This window comes from Mesorhizobium sp. M0598, from assembly GCF_040320865.1.
Classification (GTDB): Bacteria; Pseudomonadota; Alphaproteobacteria; order Rhizobiales; family Rhizobiaceae; genus Mesorhizobium.
On record NZ_JAMYQL010000011.1, the window covers coordinates 121,927 to 148,639 of the forward strand.

The window sequence follows — 26,713 nt, forward strand, 5'->3', positions numbered from 1 at the left end:
ACCGGCAGCTTACGCGGCTTTGATACTCAGCCGCTTGGAGAAAATAAAGACTATGGCGACAAAAGAAAAGGAAGAAGTCGAGACCGAACGCGAGGCCGCGACCGATGGCCCTCTGCTCGACCTTTCCGACGATGCTGTCAAGAAGATGATCAAGGCCGCCAAGAAGCGCGGTTATGTCACCATGGACGAGCTGAATTCGGTGCTGCCCTCGGAGGAAGTGACCTCCGAGCAGATCGAGGACACGATGGCCATGCTTTCCGACATGGGCATCAACGTGGTCGAGGACGACGAGCAGGGCGAGGAGCCCGAAGCCGCCGATACCGCCGCTGACGCCGAGGAAGACGCCAACGAGCTGGCCGAGCAGACCGGCACTGCCGTCGCCGCCACCACGACCAAGAAAGAGCCGACCGACCGAACCGACGATCCGGTCCGCATGTATCTGCGCGAGATGGGCTCAGTCGAGCTTCTGTCGCGCGAGGGCGAAATCGCGATCGCCAAGCGCATCGAAGCCGGCCGCGAGACGATGATCGCGGGCCTGTGCGAAAGCCCGCTGACTTTCCAGGCCATCATCATCTGGCGTGACGAGCTCAACGAATCGAAGATCCTGCTGCGCGAGATCATCGACCTCGAGGCGACCTATGCCGGGCCGGAGGCCAAGCAGGCGCCGGTTGTCGAGCGTATCGAGGAAGCCAAGACCGAGGAAAAGTCGCGCCGTTCGCGCGAGGACGAGGACGACATCACCAATGTCGGCGGCGACACCCGTGGCCTGGTGGACGATGACGAGGAAGACGATGACGAGGCGAGCCTGTCGCTGGCGGCGATGGAAGCGGAACTGCGCCCGCAGGTGATGGAGACGCTCGACGTCATTGCCGACACCTACAAGAAACTGCGCAAGCTGCAGGACCAGCAGGTCGAGAACCGGCTGGCCGCCGCCGGCACGCTGTCGCCCAGCCAGGACCGCCGGCTGAAGGAATTGAAGGACCAGCTGATCAAGGCGGTGAAGTCGCTGTCCTTGAACACGGCGCGCATCGAGGCGCTGGTCGAGCAGCTCTACGACATCAACAAGCGCCTGGTGCAGAACGAAGGCAAGCTGTTGCGGCTGGCCGAAAGCTATGGCGTGCGCCGCGAGGAATTCCTCAAGGAATATCAGGGCTCGGAGCTCGATCCGAACTGGACCCGCTCGATCGGCAATTTGACTTCGCGCGGCTGGAAGGAATTCACCAAGAACGAGAAGGACGCCATCCGCGACCTGCGCGCCGAGATCCAGAACCTCGCCACCGAGACGGCGATTTCGATCCAGGAATTCCGCAAGATCGTCAACCAGGTGCAGAAGGGCGAGCGCGAAGCCGCGATCGCCAAGAAGGAAATGGTCGAGGCCAATCTGCGCCTCGTCATCTCCATCGCCAAGAAATACACCAATCGCGGCCTGCAGTTCCTCGACCTGATCCAGGAAGGCAATATCGGCCTGATGAAGGCGGTCGACAAATTCGAATACCGCCGCGGCTACAAGTTCTCGACCTACGCGACGTGGTGGATCCGGCAGGCGATCACCCGTTCGATCGCTGACCAGGCGCGCACCATCCGCATTCCGGTGCACATGATCGAAACGATCAACAAGATCGTGCGCACCTCGCGCCAGATGCTGCATGAGATCGGCCGCGAGCCGACGCCAGAAGAACTGGCGGAAAAGCTCGCCATGCCGCTGGAAAAAGTGCGCAAGGTGCTGAAGATCGCCAAGGAGCCGATCTCGCTCGAAACGCCGGTCGGTGACGAGGAGGATTCGCATCTTGGCGACTTCATCGAGGACAAGATGGCGATCCTGCCGATCGACGCGGCGATCCAGGCCAATTTGCGCGAGACGACGACGCGCGTATTGGCCTCGCTGACGCCGCGCGAAGAGCGCGTGCTCAGAATGCGCTTCGGCATCGGCATGAACACCGACCACACGCTTGAAGAGGTCGGCCAGCAGTTCTCGGTCACCCGCGAGCGCATCCGCCAGATCGAAGCCAAGGCGCTGCGCAAGCTCAAGCACCCGAGCCGGTCGCGCAAGCTGCGCAGCTTCCTGGACAGTTAGGCTAGGCTTCCGTGGGGGAGATAACAGAGAGACGGTCATTGCGCCGCCTCCTCCCACGGGTCATCGTTTTCAGCCTGGCCGGTCTTACCATTCACCTATTGGCTCTACTTGGAGCAATGATCTTCGGTCATTCTTTTGTGCCGTCGCAACGTTATGTGAGCGACCACGATATGATCGCGAAATCGATTGCTATACCTGCTGGCTGCTTAATTCTCGTTCTTTACTGCCGAAAGTTTGCAAGGGACTTCGACGCCCCGCAGGTGTCCATCAAGACCCTCATCCTTTCTGGTTTTGGCGTTATTGTGTTGCCTTTTATTTTCGGCGTTTTTATCCGTGCAACTGTCCTGACTGCATACCCGCTCTGGCTGGCGGCACTGATGGGGAAGCATACGCAACTCGAATTTTCCGTCAGTGATACGGCGGGTTGGTCTTACCGCTGTCCGAATAGAGTCAGTCTGGCGGGCATGCCGATGATGACCGGCACTCTATGCGGTATCTCGGACAACTTTCGTAATACACTTCATCAGGGCACTCGGGTCGTGTTGACCGGGCGCGGCACGGCGGACGGACTTTTTGCGGCGGGAATTGATGTTGTTCAATAACTGTAATTCCACAGGGATTTGTCCGTGATAGTGACAGCCGGATGAAAGCGGTTGACATTTGCATGATAGGGCAATGGCCATCGACGGTTCACCGGGCTCGTGGTGCAGTCGGCTGCATGAGACCGGCCGCGAGCCGAACTGGCGGAAAAGCTCGCCATGCCGCTGGAAAAAGTGCGCAAGGTGCTGAAGATCGCCAAGGAGCCGATCTCGCTCGAAACGCCGGTCGGCGACGAGGAGGATTCGCATCTGGGCGACTTCATCGAGGACAAGATGGCGATCCTGCCGATCGACGCAGCGATCCAGGCCAATTTGCGCGAGACGACGACGCGCGTATTGGCCTCGCTGACGCCGCGCGAAGAGCGCGTGCTCAGAATGCGTTTCGGCATCGGCATGAACACCGACCACACGCTTGAAGAGGTCGGCCAGCAATTCTCGGTCACCCGTGAGCGCATCCGCCAGATCGAAGCCAAGGCGCTGCGCAAGCTCAAGCACCCGAGCCGGTCGCGCAAGCTCAGAAGCTTCCTCGACAGCTGAGGCCGGGTGACGGATAAGCAGTTTCAAGGGCGCCGGTGGCGCCCTTTTCCGTTTGGGCACAGGCGATCACGATTGAACGCGCCGCTCTTGCGTGTCGTGCCCTACGAGAGGATAATTCCGCGACGGACGCATTCTCTGGGCGACAAACCCGGATGCCCGCCCCGGCAGTTGGACGCCGTGCTCCGTGGCACCGGAGGGAGGTGTGGCATGACAACTTACATCGTGCTGATCAACTGGACGGAGCAAGGCGCCAAAAACGTGCGCGAATCGCCGAAGCGGCTCGATGCCGCCAAGAAGCTGCTGGGAGACATGGGCGGGTCCTTCAAGGCATTTTATCTCACCATGGGGGATTGCGACATGGTGGCCGTGCTCGAAGCGCCCGACGATGCCGTCCTGGCTCGTTTCTCGTTAATGCTGGCGACGGCTGGCAACGTCAGGACTCGGACGCTCAAGGCTTTCCCGGAGGATGCCTATCGCGAGATCATCACCTCGCTCGGCTGAGCCGCGGCGCCTGAAGCGCGTCGCGCTGAACGGCCTTTGCGACGCGCTTAAGCTCTTCTTTTTATGCATGTCGTTATCGTAAAACCGCTGCGTACCCTTTGGGCGACCTGGATCAGCGAAACCGGCCATTCCGCCGGTATCGTGTCACGTTGCGGCGCAACGGCATTTCTCGGATAATCCGTGCGTGTCCTCTGGTGCCGTTTCGAAAGATGAGCAAGCCTCTGCTGACCGTCTGGTATAATACGCGCTGTCCGGTCTGTGATGCCGGTATCAGCCGGCAGAAGCGGCGGCTGATCGAGGCGGTCAAGGCCGGGCGGATCGAATTTCGCGACATCAATGCCGAACCGGCGGCGCTGGCCGGATACGGCATCGGGCTGGAGGACATCCGGCGCCGGCTGCATGCGATCGACGCCGACGGCAAATTGCTGGCCGGCGCCGATGTTGCCATTGCTGTATGGCGGACGACGCCCGGCGAAGGCTGGCTCGCAACGCTGTTCGGCAATCCCGGCGCACTGCCGTTGACGCGCTATGGCTATGATCGCTTTGCCGATCTGCTCTATGCCTGGAACCGGCGCAAAGGCCGCTGGTAACGGGTATTATTCGCTCCGCACCGAAAGGTCCGGAAATTGTTTCCAGGCCTTTCGCGTGCCCTGCTATCGAGCCACGGGCTCGCAAAGCCAGCCAACGATACGGCGCACCGCCGGCAGCACCAGCAGCAGCGTCGGAAAGGCCACCAGCCAGGACAGGCCCCAAGCCGTCAGCCAAGTGGCCAGCATGTCGGGCTGGAAGCCAAGGCTTTTCAGTGTCGAGATGAACGACACGATGAACGTCATCAGCAACGACAGCACCAGCGGGCCGAGCACGGCGGCATAGCGCGCAGGCAGCTTGCTGCGGGGGGTTTTCATGGTCATTTGGATTTCCCTGAAGCATCCGGTTCGTCGCCTTGCATCCATTCGCCGGTATTGTCGGCGTAACTGCCCGGAACGACCGGGGTGGATGCGTTGCTTCACAGACGCTTACGGAGCGGCCTTCGGCCCTCATGCACCCTCTAGCTGCCCTCGCTGGCGAAATCAATCCTGCTGGTGCCATTTTCAGATACATCGTAAGATATATCTTGACTCGACCGTGGCGGGCACTTAGTTGAGATATATCGTAAGACATAACTCAAGGAGCAGACAATGCACAAAGACAATCATTTCGGGCATCATCGTTTTGGCGAACACGCCGAGCGCGTTTTCATGCATATGGCCGGCAAGTTCGGTGGGCGCGGCGGCTTTGGTCCGTTCGGGCATGGCATGAGAGGCGGCGGACGCGGCGGGCCGGGCGACATGTTCCGCACCGGGCGCATGCTGGCCGACGGCGATCTCAAGCTGATCACGCTGTCGCTGCTGGCCGAGGCGCCGCGGCACGGCTATGACATCATCAAGGCGCTGGAGGAGCGCACCAGCGGCTTCTACAGCCCGAGCCCCGGCGTGGTCTACCCGACGCTGACCTTCCTGGAAGAGGCCGGCTACGCCGTTTCTACGGCGGAAGGCAACAAGAAGGTGTTTTCAATCACCGAGGCTGGGCAGGCGCACCTCAACGAAAATCGCGAGATGATCGACCACGTGCTCGAACATCTCGAGCGCTTCGGCCGCAAGATGGCGAAGGCGCGCGACTGGTTCGGCTGGAACGATGACGGCGACGGTGGCCGGCGCGGCCGCGGCCGCTCGGAAAAGCGCGACGAGTTTCGCGCCGTGCGCCACCGGCTGCGCGCCGCGCTCGGCGAAATCGTCGATGCGCCTGAAGCAAAGCAGGCCGAGGCAATCAGCATATTGGAAGCTGCCGCAGAGGCGTTGGAAGCGTTGTCGCGCGACTGACCTCTGAGTGCCAAGCCAGCTGCGGCCCTTGCCCGCTCGGCCAAGGACCGGTACTGAAAATCATCCTGCACCGCGCTATGTGGTGCAGGATGATTGCCGTTGGAGGATACCCCATGTCTTTTCTGAAGCGTCTTTTCGGCGGAGGCAACGAAGCCGCCGAGCCAAAGACAGCGGCGCCGGCAAAGCAGATCGAGCACAAGGGATTTTTGATCAGCGCCACGCCCTACAAGGCGGAGGGCCAGTACCAGACCTGCGGCGTGGTTTCGAAGGAGATCGACGGCGTGATGAAGGAGCACAAATTCATCCGCGCCGACCGCTTTGCCGGGCTTGATGACGCTGTCGACATCTCGATCAAAAAGGGCATCCAGCTGGTCGACGAGCAAGGCGAGAAGATCTTCGGATAGATCGGCTACTACAGCCTTGGGTCGATTGGCTCGCTTTCCAACGCCAGCACGGCGAAGACACACTCGTGAACCCGGCGTAGCGGCTGCTTGGCGACAAATCGCGTTAGCGCTTCGTGGCCAAGCGCGAACTCTCTGAGCGCCAGGCTGCGCTTGCCGGCCAGGCCGCGTTCTCGGAGGCGGACGAGATTGTCGGGCGCGTCATATTCGGGACCATAGATGATGCGCAAATATTCCGGGCCGCGGACCTTCAGCGCCGGCTGGATGAGCCCCTTCTTGCCACGGCTGACGAAGTCGCATGGTTTGACCACCATGCCTTCGCCGCCTGAGCCAGTCAGCGCTTCCCACCAGGCGACGGCCTCGGCACACGCGCTGCCGTCGGCCAGATCAACCATACGCCATCGAGTCGGCGTGACCACGCCGCCACGGGCAGCCAGACGGTCCGCGAGCGACATGTGCCAGACATGGTCCTGGTCAAACCAAACACGTCCCTCGCTGGCCAGCAGGTGGAAAGGCGCGGCCTTAAGGTCCTCGACGCCCGAAACTGGCCATACGTAGGGTGCCCAGGCGGTGGCGTATTTGGCTGCGCGGACGGCCCGGTCTTCAAGGCGTGCGTTCAGGCCGGCTGCATCGACGCCGCGCGCCATCGCACGGGCCAGCGCCTCGCTGCTGGCCTTGAGACCGGCGGCAGAGGATGTGGCCACAGGCGCATACTGGCTTTCGATCAGACTGCCGGCCTTGGCCGACCAAGGCATTATCTCGGCGTCCAGCAGCAGCCAGTCGCTGTTCAATTCCTTCCACAGATCCGCCGCGTCGACCTCGGTGCGAAGACGGGCGAGCAGGTCCTCCGTCATGGCAGTGTCATTGAAAAAGGAGCGTCCGGTGCGGGTCCAGATTGCGCCGGTTTCGTCGCCAGGGACCCCGAAGCGGCTGCGTGCCGCCTGCGCGTTCCGGCAGAGCGCGATCACTGCCCGCGAACCCATGTGCTTCTCCTCGCACACGATCTGCGCAACGCCGCGCTCGCGGAAGTAAGCGAAGGCATCCTCCGGACGTTCCAGCCAGCCGTCCTGGCTGCTGGTCTCGGACGGCGACATGGTCGGCGGCAGATAGATCAGCCATTGCGGCGAGAGCGCGAAGCGGCTCATCACCTCCAGTGCTGCCGACGCGTTCTCCTCGGCCACGACAATCCGGCCCCTCAGTCCGGTCTCGATCCAACGGCGACCGGAGACATCCTGATAATCGAGCACGCCGTCGGCGTCGGCCTGTGCCGATTTACCGGGACCGGACCCGCCCAGCGGACGTATCGGCTCCGACCAGGTCTCGATTGCCGACACCTCGACCAGTTCGCGTTCCGGCCAGCGCAAGGCCGTCAGCTTGCCGCCAAATACGCATCCGGTGTCGATGCACAGGGTGTTGTTGACCCATTCGGCCGATAGCGTGGGCGTATGTCCATAGATAATGGCCGTCTTGCCACGATAGGCCGCAGCCCAGTCGGCACGGACGGGCAGCCCGAACTCGTCGGTCTCGCCTGTGGTCTCGCCGTACAGAGCGAACTCGCGCACAGCGCCGGAACCGCGTCCGATCATCTCTTCCTTGAGGCCGGCATGGGCGACGGCGAGGCCTCCGCCATCGAGCCAGACATGGCTGCGCAGGCCGTCGAGAAAGGCCGGCAGCGCCTCGCGCAGGCCTCGGTCCTGTGCATTTAGCTGATCGACAGTCTGCTGGAGGCCGTGAGCGACCGTGACCTTGCGGCCTTCTAGCCAGCGGCTGAGTTTGCGTTCATGGTTGCCCTGGACACAGTAAGCCGTTCCAGCCGCGACCATGCTCATGGCAATGCGGAGTACGTTGGGCGAGTTGGGGCCGCGATCGACGAGGTCGCCGACAAAGACGATCTTGCGGCCCTCTGGTGGAACCACGGTGACCGTTCGGTCGCCCTGATGCTCAGACCAGACGATGCTGTAGCCCAATCGAGCGAGCAGGATATGAAGCTCATCCGAACAGCCGTGGATGTCGCCAATGATATCGAACGGGCCATGGTCGTCGCGCTTATCGGTCCACAGCGGCTGTCGCGACACCTCGGCCGCGTCGATGCTGGCCTCGCTGGTAAGCTTCCAGACTTGGCGGAAGCCCTCGCGTTGGAGGCCGCCAAGACCCTTGCGGATCTCGGTTGTCATGCGCTGGGCGACCCCGGCGCCGAACGGCCGGTCGGCTCGCACCGCATTGCGTGCGACGCACACCTCGACGCCTGGATCGAGGACCACGGCGACCGGCAAAGCGTGCCACTTGCGCGCCAGCTCAATCCAGGCCTTGCGGTCGGCGGCTCGCACATTGGTGGCGTCGATGACGGCCAGCCTGCGGTGTTTGAGCCGCTTGCCGGCTATTTCGCGAACCAGGTCGAAGGCATCCGCAGAGACGTCCTGGTCGGTTTCGTCGTCGGAGATCAGCGCCCGGCACTGGTCCGAGGAGATAATCTCGGTCGTCAGGAAATGCTTGGCGGCGAAAGTCGACTTGCCCGATCCGGTCGAGCCGATCAGCACGACGAGGGCGAAGTCAGGAATGGTGAGGTTGGTCTTATCGGGTTCTCTCATCGGGTGAACACCGCCATCTGTGTGGGGGCGCCGAGGGTCGGGTCCTCGGCTCCGATACCGCTGAAGGTGGCTGCATAGCCATAGATCTCGGTGATTTTGGCCGCCCAGGCTTGGAACTGAGCCCGGCTCCATTCGAAACGGTGATCGGGATGGCGAAATGCGCCAGGGACCAGTCTTGGAAACAGAGCGTTGTAGTCCGCATTCGGAGTGGTCACGATGACGGATTTGGGCGCCGTCTCACCGAAAACGATGCGTTCGACCAGGGGCAGCCTGTCCTCGTCGAGATGCTCGATGACCTCGACCAGAACGGCGACGTCGGCTGCGGCCCAACGGCTGTCCCGGTAGGTCAGCGATCCATGCAGCAGCGTGACCCGGGCCTCGGGCGGCCCGCCTAATTCGTTCAGCTTGAGACGCTTTGCGGCCCATTCCAGTTCGCGCGCCGCCGGATCCAGACCGAACAGCTTGTGGATCCATCGCTCGCGCACCAGCCTGTCGAGCAGCTTACCTTCACCGCATCCCAGATCCGCAACCGTGGTTCCTCCCGTCGCCCGAATGGCGTGGACAACTGCGTCCATGCGCAGATCGTTGAGCCGGATAGGCGTCTCAAGCGCTTCCTCGGGCGTGGCGCGCAACTCGGCAGGTCGTGCCTCGCCAGACGTCTCGGGAGCCAGCCGCTCCAGGGCGATGCGGGTCAAGGCCCTGCGATTGCCCAGATAGCGGCGCACGATCAGGTCTTTGGCCGGATGATTTTCCAGCCAGCCTTCGCCTTTGGACAGCAGCTTGTCGATCTCTGCTTCGCCGACCCAATAATGCTTGGCATCGTCCATCACCGGGATCAGCATATAGAGGTGGTTCAACAAGGCGCTGAGCCGGCCCGTGCCGGTCAGCTTCAGATGGCCGTATCGGGGCTCGCCTGCAACACCCCCGATTCCTTCGATTGGCGTCAGATCGACTGTCCAGCCCAAGGGTTCGAACAAACTTCGAACCAGAACCTCACCGCCGCGCATTGGCAGTGGCGTAACCACGGCTTCCAGCGGCAGTTCGCTGTCGGCCAGTTCCTGGCGCTCCTTCGATATACCGGTCATCGCCGTCCGCAGCATTTTATTCAGCGCCACCGACAGGAAGGATGATGCTGCGTAAGGCCGGTCGTTCACATATTGGTCAAGCAGGCCCTCTGCCTGGCCCTTGCCCCGCACCAGGCCCACAGGATCGACATCGAGCAGGAGTGCAGCCTCGCAACGCTCTTCGGTTGCCTCGGGATAGAACAGCCACGCCTTGCCGAAAGACAGGTCGGTCTCGTGCAGACGATCCGGATGCTTGTGCAGCAAGAAGCCGAGATCGGTGGCCGGACGGTGCGTTGTGGCAACGGAAAGGAACATCCGCGACCGATAGCGCAGACAAGCGGAATAACCAATGGCGGTTGTGTGGCCCACCACAATAGGTTGTCGCCAACGACAACAAGGGCAGGCGCCGGGCGCCTGCCCTTGTACAATTCAGACGATGCTGACGCTTTACGCCGCGGTGGCGACGCGCTCGGCATTACCGGTCGCGGCCACAATGGCGTCGACCTTTGTCGAGGCCTTGGCCAGCGCTGCTGCCACCGCATCGGCGCCCATGCCGACTCCTTCGATGCGGATGACCTCGACATCGGTCATGCCGAGGAAGCCAAGCACGCTGCGCAGGTAGGGAATGGCGTGATCGAACTGCACGGCCGCACCTTCGGAATAGATGCCGCCCGAAGCCAGTACGATGTAGACCTTCTTGCCGGTGACGAGCCCCTTGGGGCCGTTCTCGCCATAGGCAAAGCTCTTGCCGGAACGGGCAATGTGATCGACCCAGGACTTCAGCGTCGAGGAGATGTTGAAGTTGATGAAGCCGGTGGCGAGAATCACCGAATCGGCGGCGAACAGTTCGTCCAGCACGACATCGGAGACGCCAACGACTTCAGCCTGGCGCGAGGTGCGCGCTTCGGCCGGCGTGTAGATGCCGGTCGCATAATCGGCATCGATATGCGGCAGCGGGTTGGCGACGAGGTCGCGGGCGACAAGCTTGGCCGAGGGATTGGCGGCAAGCAGCTTTTCGGCGAGTTCGGTGGCGATGCGGGTCGAGTGCGAGGCGGCGCCGCGTGGGCTGGATGTGACAAGAAGGATCGACATGATGGGTCTCCAGGGTTGGATTAAAATCTCCCGGCAAATATGTGTGCGCAGACCCATTTGAAAAACTGGTATATTTTGTATATGATCCATCTAAATTGTGGATTGAACGATGCAGCCTAACCCGACCCTTGACCAACTGCAGATCCTGGTTGCGGTGGCCGACACCGGCTCCTTCTCGGCTGCCGGGCGCAAATTGAATCGCGCGCAATCGGTGATCAGCTACGCCATCGCCAACCTCGAAGCGCAGCTCGGGCTGAAGCTGTTCGAGCGCGAGGGCACGCGTGAACCGCAACTGACCGATGTCGGCAAAGCGACGCTGGAAGATGCGCGGCGCATGGTCGGCGTGCTGCAACGCATCCGCTCGCGTGTCGACGGATACCGGCAGGGATTGGAGGCGGAAGTTACGCTGTCGGTCGACGTGACGCTACCGTCGCCGGTGCTGGTTCGGGTGCTAAAGGCATTCGAGGCGCAGTTCCCGGCCGTGACGCTGCGTCTGCATATCGGCTCGCTTGGCCTTATCCTCGATCATGTTGTCGGCGGACAGGCCGATCTCGGCATCGGGGGGCTTCTGGGTGAGACGGACGTGAATCTGCTTCGCATCGGCTTCTTCTCCCTGGTGCCAGCCGCAGTGCCTGATCACCCTCTGGCGCTGCTGCCGAGACCAGTGGCGCTAGAGGATGTCCGCGAACACATCCAACTGGTCGTCTCGGACCAGTCCGAGCGTACGCGCGGGCGTGACTATGGCGTCTTCGCCTACCGCACCTGGCGGCTGACGGATGTGCGCACCAAGCACGTGCTGATGCGCGAGGGGCTGGGCTGGGGCGGGCTGCCGCGATGGCTGATTGCCGATGATCTGGCGAACGGCCGGCTCGTCGAACTCGATCTCGAGCCTTACAGCGAAGTCCGCTCGCCGCTCTATGCCATGCACCGCGCCGATCGCAGCCCAAAACCGGCGGCCGCCTGGCTGATCGACCAGTTCAAGCGCCAGCTAGGCTGTTTCAACGAGTTCGAACCGGGTGAGGTGCCTGAGGAGGAGCCGGAGACAGGCCGTCGATCAGCGCTATGAGAACGGCGCGATAGTCCTCGATCGATGCTCCAGTTTCGATGGCGAGCGCTGCGCGGTCGAAGGCGGCAGCGAGCAAAGCGGTCAGTGCTTCCACAGGCAGTCTCGTCATGGAGTGCGAGCGCATCGCGGCAACAAGGCCTTCGCGCAGCGAACGGTTGCCATGGCGATTGTCGATCGCATCCATGGCGGCGCGGCCGAGCACGGCCGGGCCATCAAGCAGCAAGAGCCGCGTACGGCCGGGCGCACGCATGGCAGCCAGATAGGCATCCGAGCCGGCAATCAGCGCATCGCGGGCAAATAGCGAAGGCGGCGACGCGCGTTCGATCTCTTCCGAGACGGCTTGCGCCTCCTGTTCGACCACAGCGGCAAACAACGCCTGCTTGTCGGCAAAGTGATGATAGAGCGCGCCGCGCGTGACGCCGGCAGCGGCGGCGATCTCGGGTGTGCCGGTCTCGGCATAGGACTTTTCGGTGAACAGTTTGCGAGCCGCGGCGATGAGCTCGGCGCGTGTCGCGGCGGTGCGATCACGGTTGGAGCGGCGAGCGGATCCTTGTTGCATACATGCAGCCTGTATGTTAATTCCATTTACCTGCAGACTGTATGTTATTTGCCGGGAGAAGGAAAGATGAGAACGACGAGCTATTATCCGGTGCTGATGACGAGCGACATTGCCGGCACGGCAGCCTTTTATGTTGCGCATTTCGGCTTCAAGCCGCTGTTTGAGGCCGACTGGTACGTGCATCTGCGCTCGGCCGAAGACCGTCGCGTCAACCTCGGCATCGTCCAGGGCGATCATGAGACGATCCCGGAGGAAGGGCGGGGCCGCACATCTGGCCTGCTGATCAATTTCGAGGTCAGGGATCCGGATGCCATCTATGAGCGGATCACCGCCGCTGGCCTGCCGATCCTGCGAACGCTGCGCGACGAATCCTTCGGCCAGCGCCATTTCATCACCAGGGATCCCAACGGCGTGCTGATCGACGTGATCAGGCCGATCCCGCCGAGCCCAGAATTTATGGCGCAATATGCGCAGGGTGCTGCGGCGCGCTAACTCGCCCGCGCCAACGGCATCACGGTGACCTGAGTAATGCCGGAGCGGCGCACCACCGTGCATAGTGTCTCGCGGCCGATTCGCTCGGCGTCGAGCATGCGCACCAGATCGTCGACGCCGGTGACCGGGCGGCCGTCGATGGCGGCAATAATGTCGCCTTCCCTGAGGCCGGCTTTGGCCGCCGGGCTGTTCTTTTCGACGGTGCGCAGGCGCACCGCCGTGCTGCTCGATACTTGCGACAAAAGGGCTGCGCGGCGCGGCAGGTTGGTGGTGTCGGCGGAAACGCCGATGAAGGCACGGCGCACACGGCCGAAGCGGATGATTTCCGAGATGACGAAATTGGCGGTGTTGGAGGCAACCGCGAAGGCGATGCCTTGCGCACCGTGGATCATCGCGGTGTTAACGCCGATCACCTCGCCAGCCGAGGACACCAGCGGTCCGCCGGAATTGCCGGGGTTGAGCGCGGCGTCGGTCTGGATGACGTCGTCGATCAGCCGGCCGGTGGAGGCACGCATCGAGCGGCCGAGTGCCGAGACGACGCCAGTGGTGACGGTCCATTCGAAGCCGAGCGGATTGCCGATGGCAATAGCAATCTGGCCGCGCCTCAATCGCTTGGAATCGCCAAGCGGCGCGACGTCGGCAAAGTTGCCGTCGGCGCGCACCAGCGCAATGTCGGTGTCGGGATCGCGGCCGAGCACGCGGCCTTCCCTGGAGGCGCCGTCCGGCATTGACACGCGCACGCTGCGCGCATCGCCGACGACGTGGAAGTTGGTGACGACCAGCCCGTCCTGCGCGATGACGAAGCCGGAGCCATGGCCGCCCGGGCCACCGATGCGCTCGATGCGGCAGACGGCGGGCCCGATGCGGTCGACGGCATCGGCGACCGTCGCCGAATAGGCATCGAGAAGGGCATCGTCATATTGCAATTGCTGGGCGGGCAGGGCCATCCGAGGGCTCCGTTTGGAACAAGATGAACAATGCCTATATGTGCGGAGCGGCCGGACCGGCCGCGACCTGACCAGATGGCCAGTCAAATGCCCAACTAGCCGTCAGGCGAGTATCCGCCAACGTCCTGCCGGGCGATATCTGGGTCACGAAGAACCCAGGAGATAAATCATGAGCGATTTCAATCTGAGCACGTTTTCCGACGCCATTGCCGACATCGCGGCAGCCGCGGCACCAGCGACGGCCAGCTTCGCGACGCACCACCGGACGTCAACTGCTTTCCACTGGCGGGACGGCTATTTCGTCACTGCCGAGGAGGCGGTCGAGGCCGGCGAGGAGATCGAGCTGACGTTTTCTTCGGGCGACGCCGTCAAGGCGGAACTGGTCGGCCGCGACCCGTCCACCGGCACGGCCGTTTTGAAACCGGCCGGCGCGCCGGCCGCCCCGTCACTGGTAAAGGCGGATGCGGTGCGGCCGGGCAATCTGGCGGTCGTGGCGGGCAATAGCGACGGCACCTCGCTCGCTACCTTCGGCACGGTCGGCGAGGTCGGCCCGGCCTGGCGTTCAATGCGCGGCGGCACGATCGACCGGCGCATCAACCTTGCCGTCAATGCCGGCGGCCGTTTCGAGGGTGGCCCTGTGCTCGACGCCAAGGGTGGACTGATCGGCATGCTGCTGTTCGGGCCACGCCGGCGGGCGCTGGTCATGCCTTACGAAACGATCGAGCGGGCAGTCACGACGCTGCGCGAGAAGGGCCATGTGGCGCGCGGCTATCTTGGCGCCGGCCTGCATCCGGTCCGCAATGGTGATACACAGGGCGCCATGGTGATGAGCCTCGACGATAACGGGCCGGCGAAATCAGCCGGTCTCAGTCTCGGCGACATCATCGTGTCGTGGAACGCGGAGACGGTGCATGGCCCGCGCGAGCTGATCCGCAAGCTCGGGCCGGACAGCGCCGGTGCCTTGGTCACACTCGGCGTGGTGCGCGGCGGCGAGAACCGTGAGGTTTCCCTGACCATCGGTGAAAAGCCACTGAGCTGAGGGATAGATGGTAAGCGGCGAGGTCGCTGGCAGACGGCTGACGGTGCTGATCGCGCTCGGTGACGTCGAGCGCGCGCGAAGTCTGTCCGCCGTTCTTGCCGCGACCGATGATCTGCGGCCGGTTCTGGCCGGCGAAGTCGACGGGCGTGAGGCGGCGGATGTCGCCATCGTCGATGATCATGGGCTACAAGGCGGGCTCGTCGACGCGGCTATGCCTCGCGTGCTGCTATCGTCGCGAGCGGCCCGCGAACGGCCGGCCGATACAGTGTTTGCCGTGCTGCCCGTGCAAGCGGACGAGTTGCTGATCGCCGCCGCCGCGCGGCTCGCGGCTGCGGGCTACCGGATTTCGCGCGACAGCCATGCTCTATCCGATCGGCATCACGATTTGACCTTCCATGACAGCGACCGGTTCGAAGAGGAACCGACTGACGAGCATATCGTCCGGCCGACGCTTTCGCCGCGGGAAAGCGAGGTGCTGGCGCTGCTGGCCGAGGGCGCCCCCAACAAGGTCATCGCGCGGCGGCTGAACATCTCCGTGCATACGGCGAAGTTCCATGTCGCAGCGATCCTGACGAAGCTCGGTGCCGCCAACCGCACCGATGCGATTGCCATCGCCATGCGGCAGGGCCTGGTGCTGGTCTAGCTCGTCTCAAGGCCGACGCAGCGTAACCCGCATCCGGTGTGTTGGGCCTTGCGCGGCGGTTCTCAGCCGCGCAAGGATCGTGTCTTTCATGTTGAAGGAAGGCGCAAGGATGTCGCTCAAGGGAAAGACGCTTTTCATCTCCGGCGGGTCGCGCGGCATCGGGCTGGCGATTGCGCTGCGCGCCGCGCGCGATGGCGCCAATGTGACGATCGCGGCCAAGACCGCCGAGCCGCATCCGAAGCTGCCCGGGACGATCTACACGGCGGCGCACGAGATCGAGCAGGCCGGCGGCAAGGCGCTGCCGGTGCTGTGCGACATTCGGGATGAAGAACAGGTCGCCGAAGCGGTCGCCAAGACCGTGGAGAGGTTCGGCGGCATCGATATCTGCGTCAACAACGCCAGTGCCATCCAACTCACCGGCACGCTGGAGACTGATATGAAGCGCTACGATCTGATGCACCAGATAAACGCGCGCGGCACTTTTCTCGTCTCCAAAATGTGCATTCCGCACTTGAGGTTGGCGGAAAATCCTCACATCTTGAATCTGGCGCCGCCGCTCGACATGAAGGCCAAGTGGTTCAAGAACCATGTCGCCTACACGATGGCGAAGTTCGGCATGTCGATGTGCACGCTGGGCATGAGCGCCGAGTTCGCCAGGGATGGCATTGCGGTCAATTCGCTATGGCCGATCTCGACCATCGACACCGCGGCGGTGCGTAACCTCCTGGGCGGGGCGACGGTGGCGGCGATGAGCCGTTCGCCCGACATCATGGCCGATGCGGCATACGCCATCCTGGTCAGGCCGTCGCGTGAAGCGACCGGCAATTTCTACATTGACGAAGAAGTGCTGCGCGCTGAGGGCGTCAGCGATTTCTCGGCCTATGCGCCGGGTGCGACAGGCCCGCTCGCCGGCGACTTTTTTGTGCCGGACGAGGTGTTCGGCCGGTCGGATACCAAAATCAAAGGTATCTACTGACGGAAAGTATCTCGCTACAGAAGTATCTCTCAAAAGACCGGCACAGACGCGTGCTCACTCCTCGGCTTTCTTGGCTTTGCCAAGACCCATCAGCCGGTCGATATAGGCAAGCATCAGTGCCGACAGAACGAAGGCCAGATGAATGATGGTCAGCCACATCAGCTGGTCGGTCGTGTAGGAGACCGAGTTCAGGAACACCTGCAAGAGGTGGATCGAGGAGATCGCTACGATTGTCGAGGCGACCTTGACCTTCAGCGAGCCGACATCGATCGTGCCCAGCCAATGCACCTTGCCGTCATTTTCATCGAAGCGGCTGACGAAGTTTTCGTAACCCGAGATGATCACCATCACCACCAGTGAGGCGACCAGCGCGGCATCGATGAGGCCGAGTATTTTCAGGATTGTGTCGGTGTCATCGAGCGTGAAGGCGACGGAGACGAACTCGAACAGCTTCTTGCCGAAGGACACGGCATAGATGGCAAGTGCCGCACCCAGTCCGAGATAGAAGGCGACCAGCAGCCAGCGCGAGGTGAGAATGATCGATTCGATGGCGAGTTCGAGGCGCTTCATGCGGCGATTCGGGCTCCGTTGTCGGAGCGCCGTATTTCGGGCAGGCTGCGGCGGTTTGCAAGGTTTCAAAAAACGAAACCCCGCCGGGGAGGGGAACCGGCGGGGCTCGTGTGTCCCGCTGGAGTCGGGACAGGGCAGGGAACGCCCTTTCCAGAATCTGGGATGGGTAATCGCGCGTTTCAAGATTGATGACCGCGCGATTCAATTGTTGATCAAATCGCGCGGTTCACATTGCGGTTTATTGGGCGCTGGCCACCGGCGCTACCAGGGGGGTAATCCGGCGGATGGCGACGCGGCGGTTCTCGCGGTTGGGTCCCGACGTGTTGACCTTGAGATACTCCTCGCCATACCCCTGCGTCGTCAGGTTCTCCGGCGGGATGCCAAAGGCGTTGGTCAAGGCTTCGGCGACCGCCTCGGCGCGGCGGTCGGACAGAGCAAGGTTCGCTTCCGGTGTGCCGACAGCGTCGGTATGGCCCTCGATCAGGAAGCTCTCGGCCGGGTTTTTCTTCAGCAGCTTGTCCATGGCGTTGGCAACACCCTCCAGCTTCTGGACCTCGGTGTCGGAAATCGAGGCCGAACCGAATTCGAAGTTGAGCGTGTCGAGGTCGATGCGGCGGGCGATGTCGCGCACGCGGGCCGAGCGCTTGACCTCGTCGATCGAATAGAGGCGCTGGACCCTCTCGACCGGCGGCCGTTCGAGGAAGGTGTAGTAGTCGTCCGGATCCTCGACCTCTTCGGAATCCAGAATGTATTCCTCTTGCGGGATGGTAAGGCGCATCGGCGGCAGGTCGTCGCCCGGGTCGCGCCAGTCTGCATCATCATCATAGTTCCGCTCGTCGACATAGCTCAGCACATATTCACGGCCGTCGGGCGCGATGCGTGAGCGCTGGATGACGTCGCCGTAGCGGTTGCGGATGGTGACGATCCGGACACCATTGTCACGCTCGACGATTTCCCGGGTGCGATCGCCCGACAGGTCCTCATAATAGACATTCCTGGCGCCGCGGTGCATGCGCGGTGCATCGCTGCTTTCCACGAACGTCTGATTGTTGAACTGGAGGATGACGCGGTCGCCGAATTCCCTGACGACGTTGGTGCCCTGGGGGCGCGGACGACGACGAACATCCTCGATGTCCGGCGCACGCTCGACGCGCTTGCCTTTTTCCTCCGTCACCGGAACGATCTTTTCAGGCTTGATCGCCTGCTGGGCCGCCTTGTCGTCGGTAGGTGGCGGTCCCTCCTGGACCGGAGCCGGCTTCGGGGCTTCCACCTGGTTCTCGCCCTGCTGGGCGGGCTGGTTGCCCTGCTGCTTACCGGCATTTTGGCCGCGCTCCTTGCCACCCTTGCGTTTGCGCAAGACATCCTTCTGGCTGTCCAGAACAGGTGCCTCGTTCGGATTGGCCTGGGCTTCACCCTGGACCGGATTTTCACCCTGGACCGGCGCGGCCTGGCCAGTCGAAGGCTGTTCGCCGGTCGAGGGCTGTTGCTCTCCTGTCACCGGCTGTTCGCCGCCAGGCCTCTTGCCACGTTTCTTGATCTTGTCCTGGGGCTGTTCGCCCTGGACGGGAGCGGCCTGCTGCTCGGTCGGCGCCGGCTGGCCTTCCGCCTCCGTGGCGGGTCCGGTCAATTCAGCAGGCTTCTTGCGCTTGCCCGGCTTTTGTCCGGGCTCGACAGTCGGAGCCTGTTCTGCCGGGGCAGCCTCGATCTGCTGGTTCTGTTTTTGCTTCTTCTTGCGCGGATTGATGTTGGGCTGGTTGTCGTTTGCCGGCGCTGCCTGCTCGGCCGGTTGTTCCGATGGGGCCGCTTCGATCTGCTGCCGATTGCGCCGCTTCTTGCGGGGTTGCTCGGTCTCGGCCGGAGCGATCTGCTCGGCCGGAGCGGATTCTGTTTGCTGCTGCTGATTGCGCCGCTTCTTGCGGGGTTGCTCGGACTCGGCTGGAGCGATCTGCTCGGCCGGAGCGGATTCTGTTTGCTGCTGCTGATTGCGCCGCTTCTTGCGGGGTTGCTCGGACTCGGCTGGAGCCGCCTGCTCGGCCGGAGCGGATTCCGTTTGCTGCTGCTGGTCGCGCTTCTTCTTTCTGGGCTGCTCTGCCTGCTGGCTTTGCGCGCAGGCCTCCGCCGACTCGCCCTCGGCGCAACTCGATTGCACTGGGATGAACGGCGCTGCGGTGCGTTGCACGGGGCTGAATGCGGCATTGCCTTGCAGCGGGAACGCGCCTAGCGGCGCGGACGCCATCAACAGGCCAAGCGCCGTGCCTGCCAGAATCCGTGGTTGGCGTTTCATCATAAACACTCCTTGTGGCGTCCCATCCCTGCCCAAACTTTCAGCAACCATGTTTGGTTCCTGTTTGTAGGTTCTAGCTGTGGCACAGGGCGATTGACCGGCGTTTTGAAGGCGACTTCATGTCATTCGTATGGTCCTGGCGTATGTTCCGGCGTATGGTCCCGGCGTATCGTTCGGACGAGGGTGCACGGTTGCCGTGCTTGACCTTGAAGCGTCCGAGGGCCACATGCCGACGATGGAAAAGCCGTTCTGGAAGACCAAGACGCTCGAGGCGATGACCCCGGCCGAGTGGGAATCACTCTGCGACGGCTGCGGCAAATGCTGCCTGTCCAAACTCGAAGACGAGGACACCGGCGAGATCTACTGGACCAGCGTCGGCTGCCGGCTGTTCGACGCTGGAAGCTGCCGCTGCTCCGACTATGCCAACCGGCTGGCGCGTGTTCCGGATTGCGTCGGGCTGACGCCGCAGAATGTGCGCACCATCAGCTGGCTGCCCAAGACCTGCGCTTACCGGCTGGTCGCCGAGGGCCGCGACCTCTATTGGTGGCACAGGCTGGTGTCGGGAAGCGACGAGACCGTGCACGAGGCCGGCATCTCGATGCGCGGCCGGGTCAGCGCCAGCGAGACCGACCTTGCCGAGCCGGACGACTATTTCGACCATATGCTCGCGGACGAGCCTTAGGATTTTACCGCGAAATCGAGAATCCGGAACCGACGGCAAAACGGACGTTGTCCATCCACCATGCCCACCCTATGCAGCACCGCCGTCCATAACACCGGTTCCAGAAGCGAGAGACTGTTCCGGTTCTGCCTTATGAACTGGAGATGAACGGCCGGTTCGCAAAAAATTCAGACAGACAGGTGCATTCTCCTCCCATCGGTTCGACGAAAACGTGTGGAAACCCTCAACAAGGAGAGAAGACAATGTTCAACACCATCAAGACGGCGGCTCTTTCGGCTCTTGTCGGCCTTGGCACGCTTGCTGCCATCCCCGCTCATGCTGACAGCATCTATCTCGGCTTCGGCAACAACCAGGATCCGCGCGTCGGCGTCTATACCGGCGACGAAGATGATGGTTACTATCGCGAACACCGCCGTCATGGCGGCTGGCGCCGGTCCTGTTCGCCGGAGCGTGCCATCGACAAGGCCGAACGCATGGGCCTGCACCGCGCCCGCATCATCGACATCAACCGCCGCACGGTCAAGGTCGCCGGCCGCCAGTATGGCGACCGCGTCGTGATCGTATTCGCCAACGAGCGCGGCTGTCCGATCATCTATCGCTAAGCCCGTCGGAGCTTTGCGGCCGGCGATTTTTCAGCCGGGAGAGTGCGGAGTCCCTTTCCGCCAGGACGGAAAGCGCGGCTCAAAAAATCCCGGAGGATCGATCCTCCGGGATTTTTCATGCTGCAAGCGATGATCATTTCAATTCGAAAGTCACCGTCACCTGTGCGGTATAGGAATTTTCGCCGGCTTGCACCGGGACCGACGCACCGGCGGCATCGAATGCCTTGGCGTTGATCGGCATCGGCGGTGGTGCGAAATTCTGGTCGGTGATTTCCAAGACCCGGCCGATGCCGACGCCGGCCGCTTCGGCCAGCGTCTTGGCCTTGGCCATGGCATTGGCGACGGCCTTCTTGCGCGCCTCGGTGACGGCTGCCGCCGGATCGTCGTTGGAGAAGGAGATGCCGCCGCCCTGGTTGACGCCGAGCGACACCGCCTTGTCGAGAATGTCGCCGGTCTTGTCGATGTCGCGGATGCGCACCGACAGCGTGTTGGTCACCTGATAGGCGACAAGCTCGGCCTCCTGGCTGCCGTCGGGCTTGTTGGTGTAGTTATAGCGCGGGTTGATCTGGATGCCCGCGGTCTGCAGGTCGCGCTCCTTGATGCCGGACGATTTCATGGCAGCGATCACTGCGGCCATGGCGTCGTTATTGGCATCGAGCGCTGCACGTGCCGTCTTGGCTTCGCGCATGACGCTGAGCGTCAGCAGAGCCAGATCGGGTGCTATCGCCGCCTCGCCTTCACCGGTGACGACGATACGCGGCGGCGGTGGCGAATCGGCGGCGGCCGCGATCGCCGGAAACGCGATTGCGGCGGCAATCGCCAGGGGCAAAATACGTCTGGTCATGAAATCTCCTCGATCTGGGATCCCAAGACAGCCGAGTGTTGGCCGGCGTCCAATGGGCGACGTGCAATAGGTTATCAATATGGGCTGATTTGGGCGATCTCTGCCAGCCCCCTTGGAACGCCTGCTCGGAAAGCCCTCGGAAAGCCTTGTGCGGTTCAGGGAAAAACACTAATCCAGCGCCGTGGGGCCTGTAGCTCAATGGTTAGAGCCGGCGGCTCATAACCGCTTGGTTGGGGGTTCGAGTCCCTCCGGGCCCACCATGGCTTTTGTGGCCGTTGATTTAATTGGATTTTTTGGCCATTTTTGTCCCACCTCTTTCAACCCCCTCAGAAAGTGGGACAATTTTGTTCTCTTTTCGATCGATAACCAGCAGGTATTTCGCCGCTCTCGCTACCTTCCGGCGACGCGCTTTCTTGATGTAGTGGTCGGGCTGCTGGTACGTAGTCCACCCATATATCGCCTTCAGCTGCTCGTGCGTCGCGCCGTTCTCAGCGGCGATCGTCGCGCCGGCCTTGCGAATTCCATGAGCACTGCAGTGCGGCAGCTCAGCTTGATCACACCACTGGCGCATCTTGTTGCCCAGACCGTTCTCCGAGAACGGGCGACCATACTCATTGACCAGGAAGGTCATCTGGTCGGAGGGCGTGTGCTCAAGTTCCGCCTCTAGTTCGGGCAGAAGCGGGAGCTCCACCAACACCGCATCCTTGTTACGACTGGTCTTCCCAGGCTTAATTCTGATCCACTTCTCCCACTGCTCGGTCTCCTCGTTGTAGACGAGCGTGATGTGCTGTCGACCGAAGATCGCGACGTCGGACAACCGCAGGCCAGTAAACATGAAGATCGAGAGCGCACGTCTGGCTGCGGTACCCAGCGGATGCCGCTTCTCATATTGAACGATCTCCGACACGTCCCATGGGTGCCAGCCGTCGCCGCTCTTTAGCCGTCTGATGCCGCGGGCGGGATTGGAGTCGACGCCCGGAATCTCTGTGTCCTTTGCCCACTCAAACATCGCGCTGATGGCTTTTACGATATTGTTTGCCGCGCCAAGGGCGTCGAGCCTGGTGTCCCTGATCTCCTTAACATGAGACCGTTTCATACCGGCGAATGGCAGAGATCCCTTGGTGGGATACTGAGGATCCGGGTCACCTTCGAGCGGATGAGGTAATTCGCATACGCGCTCCAGAATTGCTCGTCGGCGCGCCATAGTGTCTTGGGTGATTTCCGTGCCGCCCCGACGGTAATACTCCTGGCAAAGCCACAGCAACGTGCCTTTCTTCGCTGGCTCGGAAGGCTTGGGGAGGCGCCGGCAAATCTCGGGAAGAGTGCCGGGCCGAACATAAGTGACCTCGGCGCGCGCGCACCGCAGTTCCTCGAGGAACTCGTCGCTGCCGGTCGGTTCACGGAGCCGGACCTTCTTCCGACCCGGTGCGCGAAAATAGTACCGATCATTGCCGTGGCGATCAGTGTCCTTCACTACGCCCTTAAGATCGATTTTCACGGGCTCATCCGTCATGTTCGTGGTTTTCGATCCCAAGGATTGTCTAGTGGCGGCGAATCTTCGTCAAGCTTTGGTGCTCCTCCGATTTGGCGGTGAGGGAGCTTTCGAAAGGCCAATACAAGTTCCTCGACGTCCCAAACAATGCGCCCCTTGCTCGGCATTCGTGGCTGGGGCATCCGGCCGTCCTGGACCATTTCATCAAAGGTCGTTGAGCTTACGCCGATGAACGTCGCAGCCTGCTCGCGATTGATTCCTACCGGCGGGAGCGAGGGCGGCAAGACGCTCGGGGTGCGTAGCATCGGTTTAGCGCGTTGAAAGCGCGTTTTTGACGCCTGCCTGTCTTCCTATGTACCTGTCCGAATATTGCAGACGCTCAATCATGTCCTAGCCCTGTGCTTGCAGGCTCACCCTAGGTCTCCAGACCTCAGGATCGCTCAAGACACCGGACTCTTTTCCAGCCTTTGTGTACGATGATGGGTATCTTAATGCGCTCGAGGCCAAGAACTGAATGGTCGGCGACTTGGAAGGGCAAAATGAGCGTGGAACCACGAATCTGAGTCAGAGGCGGAATCCAACTGAGGAAAGTATGGCTGTGTTTTCAGACGGTTATGACTCTCATGCATGCGTAACAACCAACAAGAATACCAACAAAATGTTTCTGTGGTTACTTTCATTCCTCATGGAATGCGCGACTGATTTGGTCCGACAGCGGCTTCACAAAATAAGAAAGCGCCGTACGCTCGCCCGTCTGGATCATCGCTTCGGCCGGCATGCCGGGCACGAGCGTCAGGTCCTTGAGCTTCGTCAGTTCCGCATGCGGAACCGACAGACGCACCAGGTAATACGAAACGCCGTTTTTTTCGTCCGTCGCCAGATCGGCTGCGATCCGGCTGACATATCCGTTCAATACCGGCGTGGTCCTCAGATTGAAGGCTGACATCCGCAGCACGGCCTTGTGACCAAGCTGGATTTGGTCGATGTCCTTCGGGGTGATTCGTGCTTCAAGCGCAAGATCGTCGCCTTCCGGCACGATTAGCATAATCGGATCGGCGGGCGTGATCACTCCTCCGACCGTATGAACTGCGAGTTGTTGAATGGCGCCTGACTGCGGCGCGACAATATCGATCCGTCGCAGTTCCTGTTCAGCCGCCACCTTGCGCTCAACATACTCCCCAACCTGCGCCTGAACCTCTCTGAGCTCCTGGCCGACTTCCGTCTTGAAATCCGGATCGATCTGCAGGATCTGCAGGCGCGTTTCGGCTATGCGGGCTGCCGTCTGTGCCTGATGTGCAATCTTCTCACCGCGTTCGCCGCCGAAAGTGGCAACCTGCGTCTTCAGACTGTTCAAGCGTTGGTCCGAGACAATGCCTTGGTCGCGCAGCCCACTCAGGGCAGCAATTTCCTTTTGGAGGATCTCGGTGCTTTTCTCACAAGCGATTGCCTGCGCCTTGAGCCCCTCGATCTCGTGCTCATATTGAGTGATGCGTTCCGCTAGCTGCGCCTGCCTTCCGTCGCGGGATTGTCTGCGGAATTCGAACAGCCGCGTCTCGCCATGTACTGCCGAAGCTACGTCCGGAACATCTCTGCGGGCGAGCAGCCAGTCCGGGAAGGCGATCTCCGCCAGATCGTCACGCTCAGCTTCGAGTCGTGCCAGGTTGGCGGCCAGCTCATCGAGCCGCTTGGTGACTACAGCGAGAGTGGCGCGCGTCTGGGTGGCGTCGAGCCGCATGAGGATGTCGCCGGCTTTTACTTTATCACCTTCGCTCACCAGGATTTCTCCCACCACCCCACCGGTCGGGTGCTGCACCTTCTTCACATAGGAATCGACGACAAAGTGTCCGGACGCGACAACCGCACCGGAGAGATTCGTGAAGGCCGCCCAGGCTCCGGCTCCTCCAACAAAGATCACGCTCGCCAGAAGGCCCGCCACCAGGTGCCGGCGAATGGAGCTGGAAACGTCATTGTTCTGATGAATGCCGGACACCGGGATCCTCCATGTCAGCGCGCTCTCCCACGTTATCCTGTGTAGATTCGATGGCCTTGACGCCAGCGCCTCGTGCCATCGCTGCCCCCTTCAGGACTTTGGAAAGCGCTTCATCACGCGCACCGAATGCTCGCTGCCGTCCACCTTCCATGACCAACACAAAATCCACGGCGCGGATGGCGCTCGGCCGATGGGCGACGACAACCGCAATGCCCTTGCGCCCGCGCACGGAGGCGATCGCCTTGACGACCGCAGCCTCGCCTTCCGCATCGAGATTGGCATTGGGTTCATCCAGCACAACAAGGAAAGGGTCTCGATAGAGAGCACGGGCAAGACCGATACGCTGGCGCTGCCCGGCGGAAAGTGCCGATCCGGCCTCACCAATCGGAGTTTCGTAGCCGTGCTCAAATCGGAGGATCAGTTCGTGCGTGCCCGCTGCTTTCGCCGCGGTGACAATAGCCTCAGGGTCAGGATTATCTTCAAAACGAGCGATGTTTTCGGCAATGGTGCCGTCGAACAGTTCAACACCTTGCGGCAAATAGCCGATATGACGGCCTAGCGCTTCCCGGTCCCATTGATCGAGGCTTGCGCTGTCGATGCGAACCTTTCCGGCGACCGGCGTCCATGCGCCGACGATGGCGCGCGAGAGTGTCGACTTCCCCGAACCCGATGCACCGATGATCCCGAGTGCGCTTCCCGCCTGAACGGCAAACGCAAGGCCGGTCACGGTCGGCTTCCTTTCGCCGGGCGGAACGATTGTCACGCCTTCGAGGCGGAGTTCGCGTTCAGGTGCAGGCATTGGCATAACAGGAGCGGTTTCAGGAACCTTTCCCAGGAGGTCCTCCAGCCGCGCCCAGCCCTGGCGCGCCATGAGGAAGGGTTTCCAGCTTGAAATGGCCAGATCGACCGGAGCCAGCGCACGCCCCATCATGATCGAACTGGCAATCATGACCCCGGCCGTAGCCTCCTGCCTGATCACAAGGTACGCGCCGACGGCAAGAATGGCCGATTGCAGCAGCACGCGCAGCGACTTTGAAATGGCACCCAGCCCACCTGCCACGTCCCCGGCTTTCCGGCTGGCGGCCAGATACTTGGCATTGGCCTTGTGCCATCGGGCAGCGATCCGCTTTCCGAGACCGAGAGCTTGCACGACCTCGGCATTGCAACGCGCTGCTTGCAGTAGACCATTGCGTGCCATGTTGTGGGCAATGGTATCGCGTATCGGTCGTTGCGAGAGAGTGTTGGCAAGAAGTGTCAGAGATGTGAGACCGATCGCCCCGACAAGTGCCGTCATGCCGATCCAGAAATGAAAGAGGAAGCAAATGCCAAGATAAAGCAGCATCCATGGCAGATCGAAGAACGCTGTCGGGCCGTTTCCACCTAAGAATCCGCGAACATTGTCGAGATCGCGTAGCGGCTGCAAGCCGTCGCCCGGCATGCGCGTTGAAAGCGGAAGGCGAACGATCGCATCGTGAACGCGTCCGGAAAACTGTTCATCGAAATGCTCGCCAATCCGCAGCAGCACGCGCGCGCGCAAAATGTCGAGCAGGCACTGGAACGCATAAAGCCCTGTAGCAAGCACGACGAGCCCCACTAGCGTCGATACGCTGCCACTTGCCAGAACGCGGTCGTAGACCTGAAGCATGAACAGCGGCGAGATCAGCGCAAGCACGTTCACCACGCCGCTGATCAACAGAATTCCCCAAAAAGCGGAAGTCAGAGGGAAAGGTCTCAAAGCTGAATCTTTCAAGGAATGGTTACTCACGTAGGTCTCCGTGAGGATCTGGCGACCCAGCTCCCCATATTGCTCCC

25 protein-coding genes, 1 tRNA gene and 1 pseudogene are annotated in these 26,713 nt (G+C 61.9%); 15 read left to right on the forward strand and 12 right to left on the reverse strand.

The features are described 5' to 3' along the window. The first annotated feature begins 52 nt into the window (after nt 1-52). From rpoD to NKI59_RS16415, 5 genes and pseudogenes are all read left to right on the forward strand, one after another. The gene (gene rpoD / locus NKI59_RS16395; RefSeq protein ID WP_023678297.1) at nt 53-2,074 is read left to right on the forward strand and encodes an RNA polymerase sigma factor RpoD; all 2,022 of its coding nucleotides are present in this window, start codon (nt 53-55) and stop codon (nt 2,072-2,074) included. A 38-nt stretch (nt 2,075-2,112) separates the two neighbouring features. Further along, nucleotides 2,113-2,676 (forward strand): hypothetical protein, encoded by a 564-nt coding sequence (locus tag NKI59_RS16400; RefSeq protein WP_352473952.1) that lies wholly within the window; start codon nt 2,113-2,115, stop codon nt 2,674-2,676. Between the two features lie 135 nt (nt 2,677-2,811). After that, nucleotides 2,812-3,210 (forward strand): annotated as a pseudogene (locus NKI59_RS16405) (sigma-70 family RNA polymerase sigma factor); the annotation flags it as partial. A gap of 207 nt (nt 3,211-3,417) precedes the next feature. Then, on the forward strand, nt 3,418-3,711 hold the full coding sequence (locus NKI59_RS16410) for a GYD domain-containing protein (protein WP_352450720.1): 294 nt from the start codon (nt 3,418-3,420) through the stop codon (nt 3,709-3,711). A 209-nt stretch (nt 3,712-3,920) separates the two neighbouring features. Further along, nucleotides 3,921-4,301: a thiol-disulfide oxidoreductase DCC family protein gene (locus NKI59_RS16415; RefSeq protein ID WP_352450721.1), complete on the forward strand. Its 381-nt coding sequence runs from the start codon at nt 3,921-3,923 to the stop codon at nt 4,299-4,301. A 63-nt stretch (nt 4,302-4,364) separates the two neighbouring features. On the opposite strand, the gene NKI59_RS16420 is transcribed toward NKI59_RS16415, so the two are convergent. Further along, a complete protein-coding gene (locus tag NKI59_RS16420) occupies nt 4,365-4,622 on the reverse strand; it encodes a DUF2798 domain-containing protein (protein WP_031212108.1) in 258 nt (85 codons plus the stop codon). A 267-nt stretch (nt 4,623-4,889) separates the two neighbouring features. On the opposite strand from NKI59_RS16420, the gene NKI59_RS16425 reads away from it, so the two are divergent. After that, nucleotides 4,890-5,570 carry a PadR family transcriptional regulator gene (locus tag NKI59_RS16425; RefSeq protein ID WP_352705387.1) on the forward strand — a complete coding sequence of 227 codons (681 nt, stop codon included), beginning with the start codon at nt 4,890-4,892 and terminating at the stop codon, nt 5,568-5,570. A gap of 113 nt (nt 5,571-5,683) precedes the next feature. Beyond that, complete coding sequence (locus NKI59_RS16430; protein ID WP_023678291.1) at nt 5,684-5,974, forward strand: HlyU family transcriptional regulator; 291 nt, start codon at nt 5,684-5,686, stop codon at nt 5,972-5,974. An 8-nt stretch (nt 5,975-5,982) separates the two neighbouring features. Here the strand turns inward: NKI59_RS16430 and NKI59_RS16435 are convergent, their stop codons facing one another. The 3 genes from NKI59_RS16435 to NKI59_RS16445 form a co-directional block, all read right to left on the reverse strand. Beyond that, a complete protein-coding gene (locus tag NKI59_RS16435) occupies nt 5,983-8,559 on the reverse strand; it encodes a polynucleotide kinase-phosphatase (protein ID WP_352450724.1) in 2,577 nt (858 codons plus the stop codon). Next, the gene (locus tag NKI59_RS16440; RefSeq protein WP_352705390.1) at nt 8,556-9,938 is read right to left on the reverse strand and encodes a 3' terminal RNA ribose 2'-O-methyltransferase Hen1; all 1,383 of its coding nucleotides are present in this window, start codon (nt 9,936-9,938) and stop codon (nt 8,556-8,558) included. The genes NKI59_RS16435 and NKI59_RS16440 overlap by 4 nt, the downstream gene beginning before the upstream one ends. Before the next feature lie 132 nt (nt 9,939-10,070). Further along, a complete protein-coding gene (locus tag NKI59_RS16445; protein ID WP_352705392.1) occupies nt 10,071-10,715 on the reverse strand; it encodes an FMN-dependent NADH-azoreductase in 645 nt (214 codons plus the stop codon). Between the two features lie 109 nt (nt 10,716-10,824). Here NKI59_RS16445 and NKI59_RS16450 point away from each other — a divergent pair, with 109 nt between their 5' ends. Continuing rightward, nucleotides 10,825-11,781, forward strand: a complete 957-nt coding sequence (locus NKI59_RS16450; RefSeq protein WP_352705394.1) for a LysR family transcriptional regulator — start codon at nt 10,825-10,827, stop codon at nt 11,779-11,781. Here the strand turns inward: NKI59_RS16450 and NKI59_RS16455 are convergent. After that, on the reverse strand, nt 11,714-12,340 hold the full coding sequence (locus NKI59_RS16455) for a TetR/AcrR family transcriptional regulator (RefSeq protein ID WP_352705396.1): 627 nt from the start codon (nt 12,338-12,340) through the stop codon (nt 11,714-11,716). The genes NKI59_RS16450 and NKI59_RS16455 overlap by 68 nt on opposite strands. A 66-nt stretch (nt 12,341-12,406) precedes the next feature. On the opposite strand from NKI59_RS16455, the gene NKI59_RS16460 reads away from it, so the two are divergent. After that, entirely contained in the window at nt 12,407-12,832 is a 426-nt protein-coding gene (locus NKI59_RS16460; protein WP_352705398.1) for a VOC family protein, read from the forward strand. On the opposite strand, the gene NKI59_RS16465 is transcribed toward NKI59_RS16460, so the two are convergent. Next, on the reverse strand, nt 12,829-13,779 hold the full coding sequence (locus tag NKI59_RS16465; RefSeq protein WP_023678284.1) for a S1C family serine protease: 951 nt from the start codon (nt 13,777-13,779) through the stop codon (nt 12,829-12,831). The genes NKI59_RS16460 and NKI59_RS16465 overlap by 4 nt on opposite strands. Nucleotides 13,780-13,948: 169 nt before the next feature. Between NKI59_RS16465 and NKI59_RS16470 the strand changes: the two genes are divergently transcribed. From NKI59_RS16470 to NKI59_RS16480, 3 genes are all read left to right on the forward strand, one after another. Next, nucleotides 13,949-14,818, forward strand: coding sequence for a S1C family serine protease (locus tag NKI59_RS16470; protein ID WP_352705400.1), 870 nt, complete (start codon nt 13,949-13,951; stop codon nt 14,816-14,818). A 7-nt stretch (nt 14,819-14,825) separates the two neighbouring features. Continuing rightward, complete coding sequence (locus NKI59_RS16475; protein WP_352450729.1) at nt 14,826-15,461, forward strand: helix-turn-helix transcriptional regulator; 636 nt, start codon at nt 14,826-14,828, stop codon at nt 15,459-15,461. A gap of 109 nt (nt 15,462-15,570) precedes the next feature. Next, nucleotides 15,571-16,437 carry an SDR family oxidoreductase gene (locus NKI59_RS16480; protein WP_352623588.1) on the forward strand — a complete coding sequence of 289 codons (867 nt, stop codon included), beginning with the start codon at nt 15,571-15,573 and terminating at the stop codon, nt 16,435-16,437. Between the two features lie 54 nt (nt 16,438-16,491). On the opposite strand, the gene NKI59_RS16485 is transcribed toward NKI59_RS16480, so the two are convergent. Beyond that, a complete protein-coding gene (locus NKI59_RS16485; protein ID WP_352705402.1) occupies nt 16,492-17,007 on the reverse strand; it encodes a TIGR00645 family protein in 516 nt (171 codons plus the stop codon). Nucleotides 17,008-17,245: 238 nt separating this feature from the next. Further along, complete coding sequence (locus tag NKI59_RS16490) at nt 17,246-19,291, reverse strand: OmpA family protein (protein WP_352705404.1); 2,046 nt, start codon at nt 19,289-19,291, stop codon at nt 17,246-17,248. A 235-nt stretch (nt 19,292-19,526) separates the two neighbouring features. Here NKI59_RS16490 and NKI59_RS16495 point away from each other — a divergent pair, with 235 nt between their 5' ends. Both NKI59_RS16495 and NKI59_RS16500 read left to right on the forward strand, forming a co-directional pair. Further along, nucleotides 19,527-19,973, forward strand: a complete 447-nt coding sequence (locus NKI59_RS16495) for a YcgN family cysteine cluster protein (RefSeq protein WP_023678278.1) — start codon at nt 19,527-19,529, stop codon at nt 19,971-19,973. Nucleotides 19,974-20,215: 242 nt separating this feature from the next. Further along, nucleotides 20,216-20,575: a hypothetical protein gene (locus NKI59_RS16500; RefSeq protein WP_023678277.1), complete on the forward strand. Its 360-nt coding sequence runs from the start codon at nt 20,216-20,218 to the stop codon at nt 20,573-20,575. Nucleotides 20,576-20,708: 133 nt separating this feature from the next. Here the strand turns inward: NKI59_RS16500 and NKI59_RS16505 are convergent, their stop codons facing one another. Then, on the reverse strand, nt 20,709-21,419 hold the full coding sequence (locus NKI59_RS16505) for an SIMPL domain-containing protein (RefSeq protein WP_023678276.1): 711 nt from the start codon (nt 21,417-21,419) through the stop codon (nt 20,709-20,711). Nucleotides 21,420-21,603: 184 nt separating this feature from the next. On the opposite strand from NKI59_RS16505, the gene NKI59_RS16510 reads away from it, so the two are divergent. After that, nucleotides 21,604-21,679 (forward strand) — tRNA-Ile (locus NKI59_RS16510). 20 nt (nt 21,680-21,699) lie between these two features. Here NKI59_RS16510 and NKI59_RS16515 read toward each other — a convergent pair. From NKI59_RS16515 to NKI59_RS16525, 3 genes are all read right to left on the reverse strand, one after another. Continuing rightward, on the reverse strand, nt 21,700-22,917 hold the full coding sequence (locus NKI59_RS16515; protein ID WP_352457555.1) for a tyrosine-type recombinase/integrase: 1,218 nt from the start codon (nt 22,915-22,917) through the stop codon (nt 21,700-21,702). Nucleotides 22,918-23,587: 670 nt separating this feature from the next. Then, nucleotides 23,588-24,901 carry an HlyD family type I secretion periplasmic adaptor subunit gene (locus NKI59_RS16520; RefSeq protein WP_352483786.1) on the reverse strand — a complete coding sequence of 438 codons (1,314 nt, stop codon included), beginning with the start codon at nt 24,899-24,901 and terminating at the stop codon, nt 23,588-23,590. Continuing rightward, nucleotides 24,876-26,651 (reverse strand): type I secretion system permease/ATPase, encoded by a 1,776-nt coding sequence (locus tag NKI59_RS16525; RefSeq protein ID WP_352483832.1) that lies wholly within the window; start codon nt 26,649-26,651, stop codon nt 24,876-24,878. Before NKI59_RS16525 ends, NKI59_RS16520 begins: the two co-directional genes overlap by 26 nt. Between the last annotated feature and the right edge of the window lie 62 nt (nt 26,652-26,713).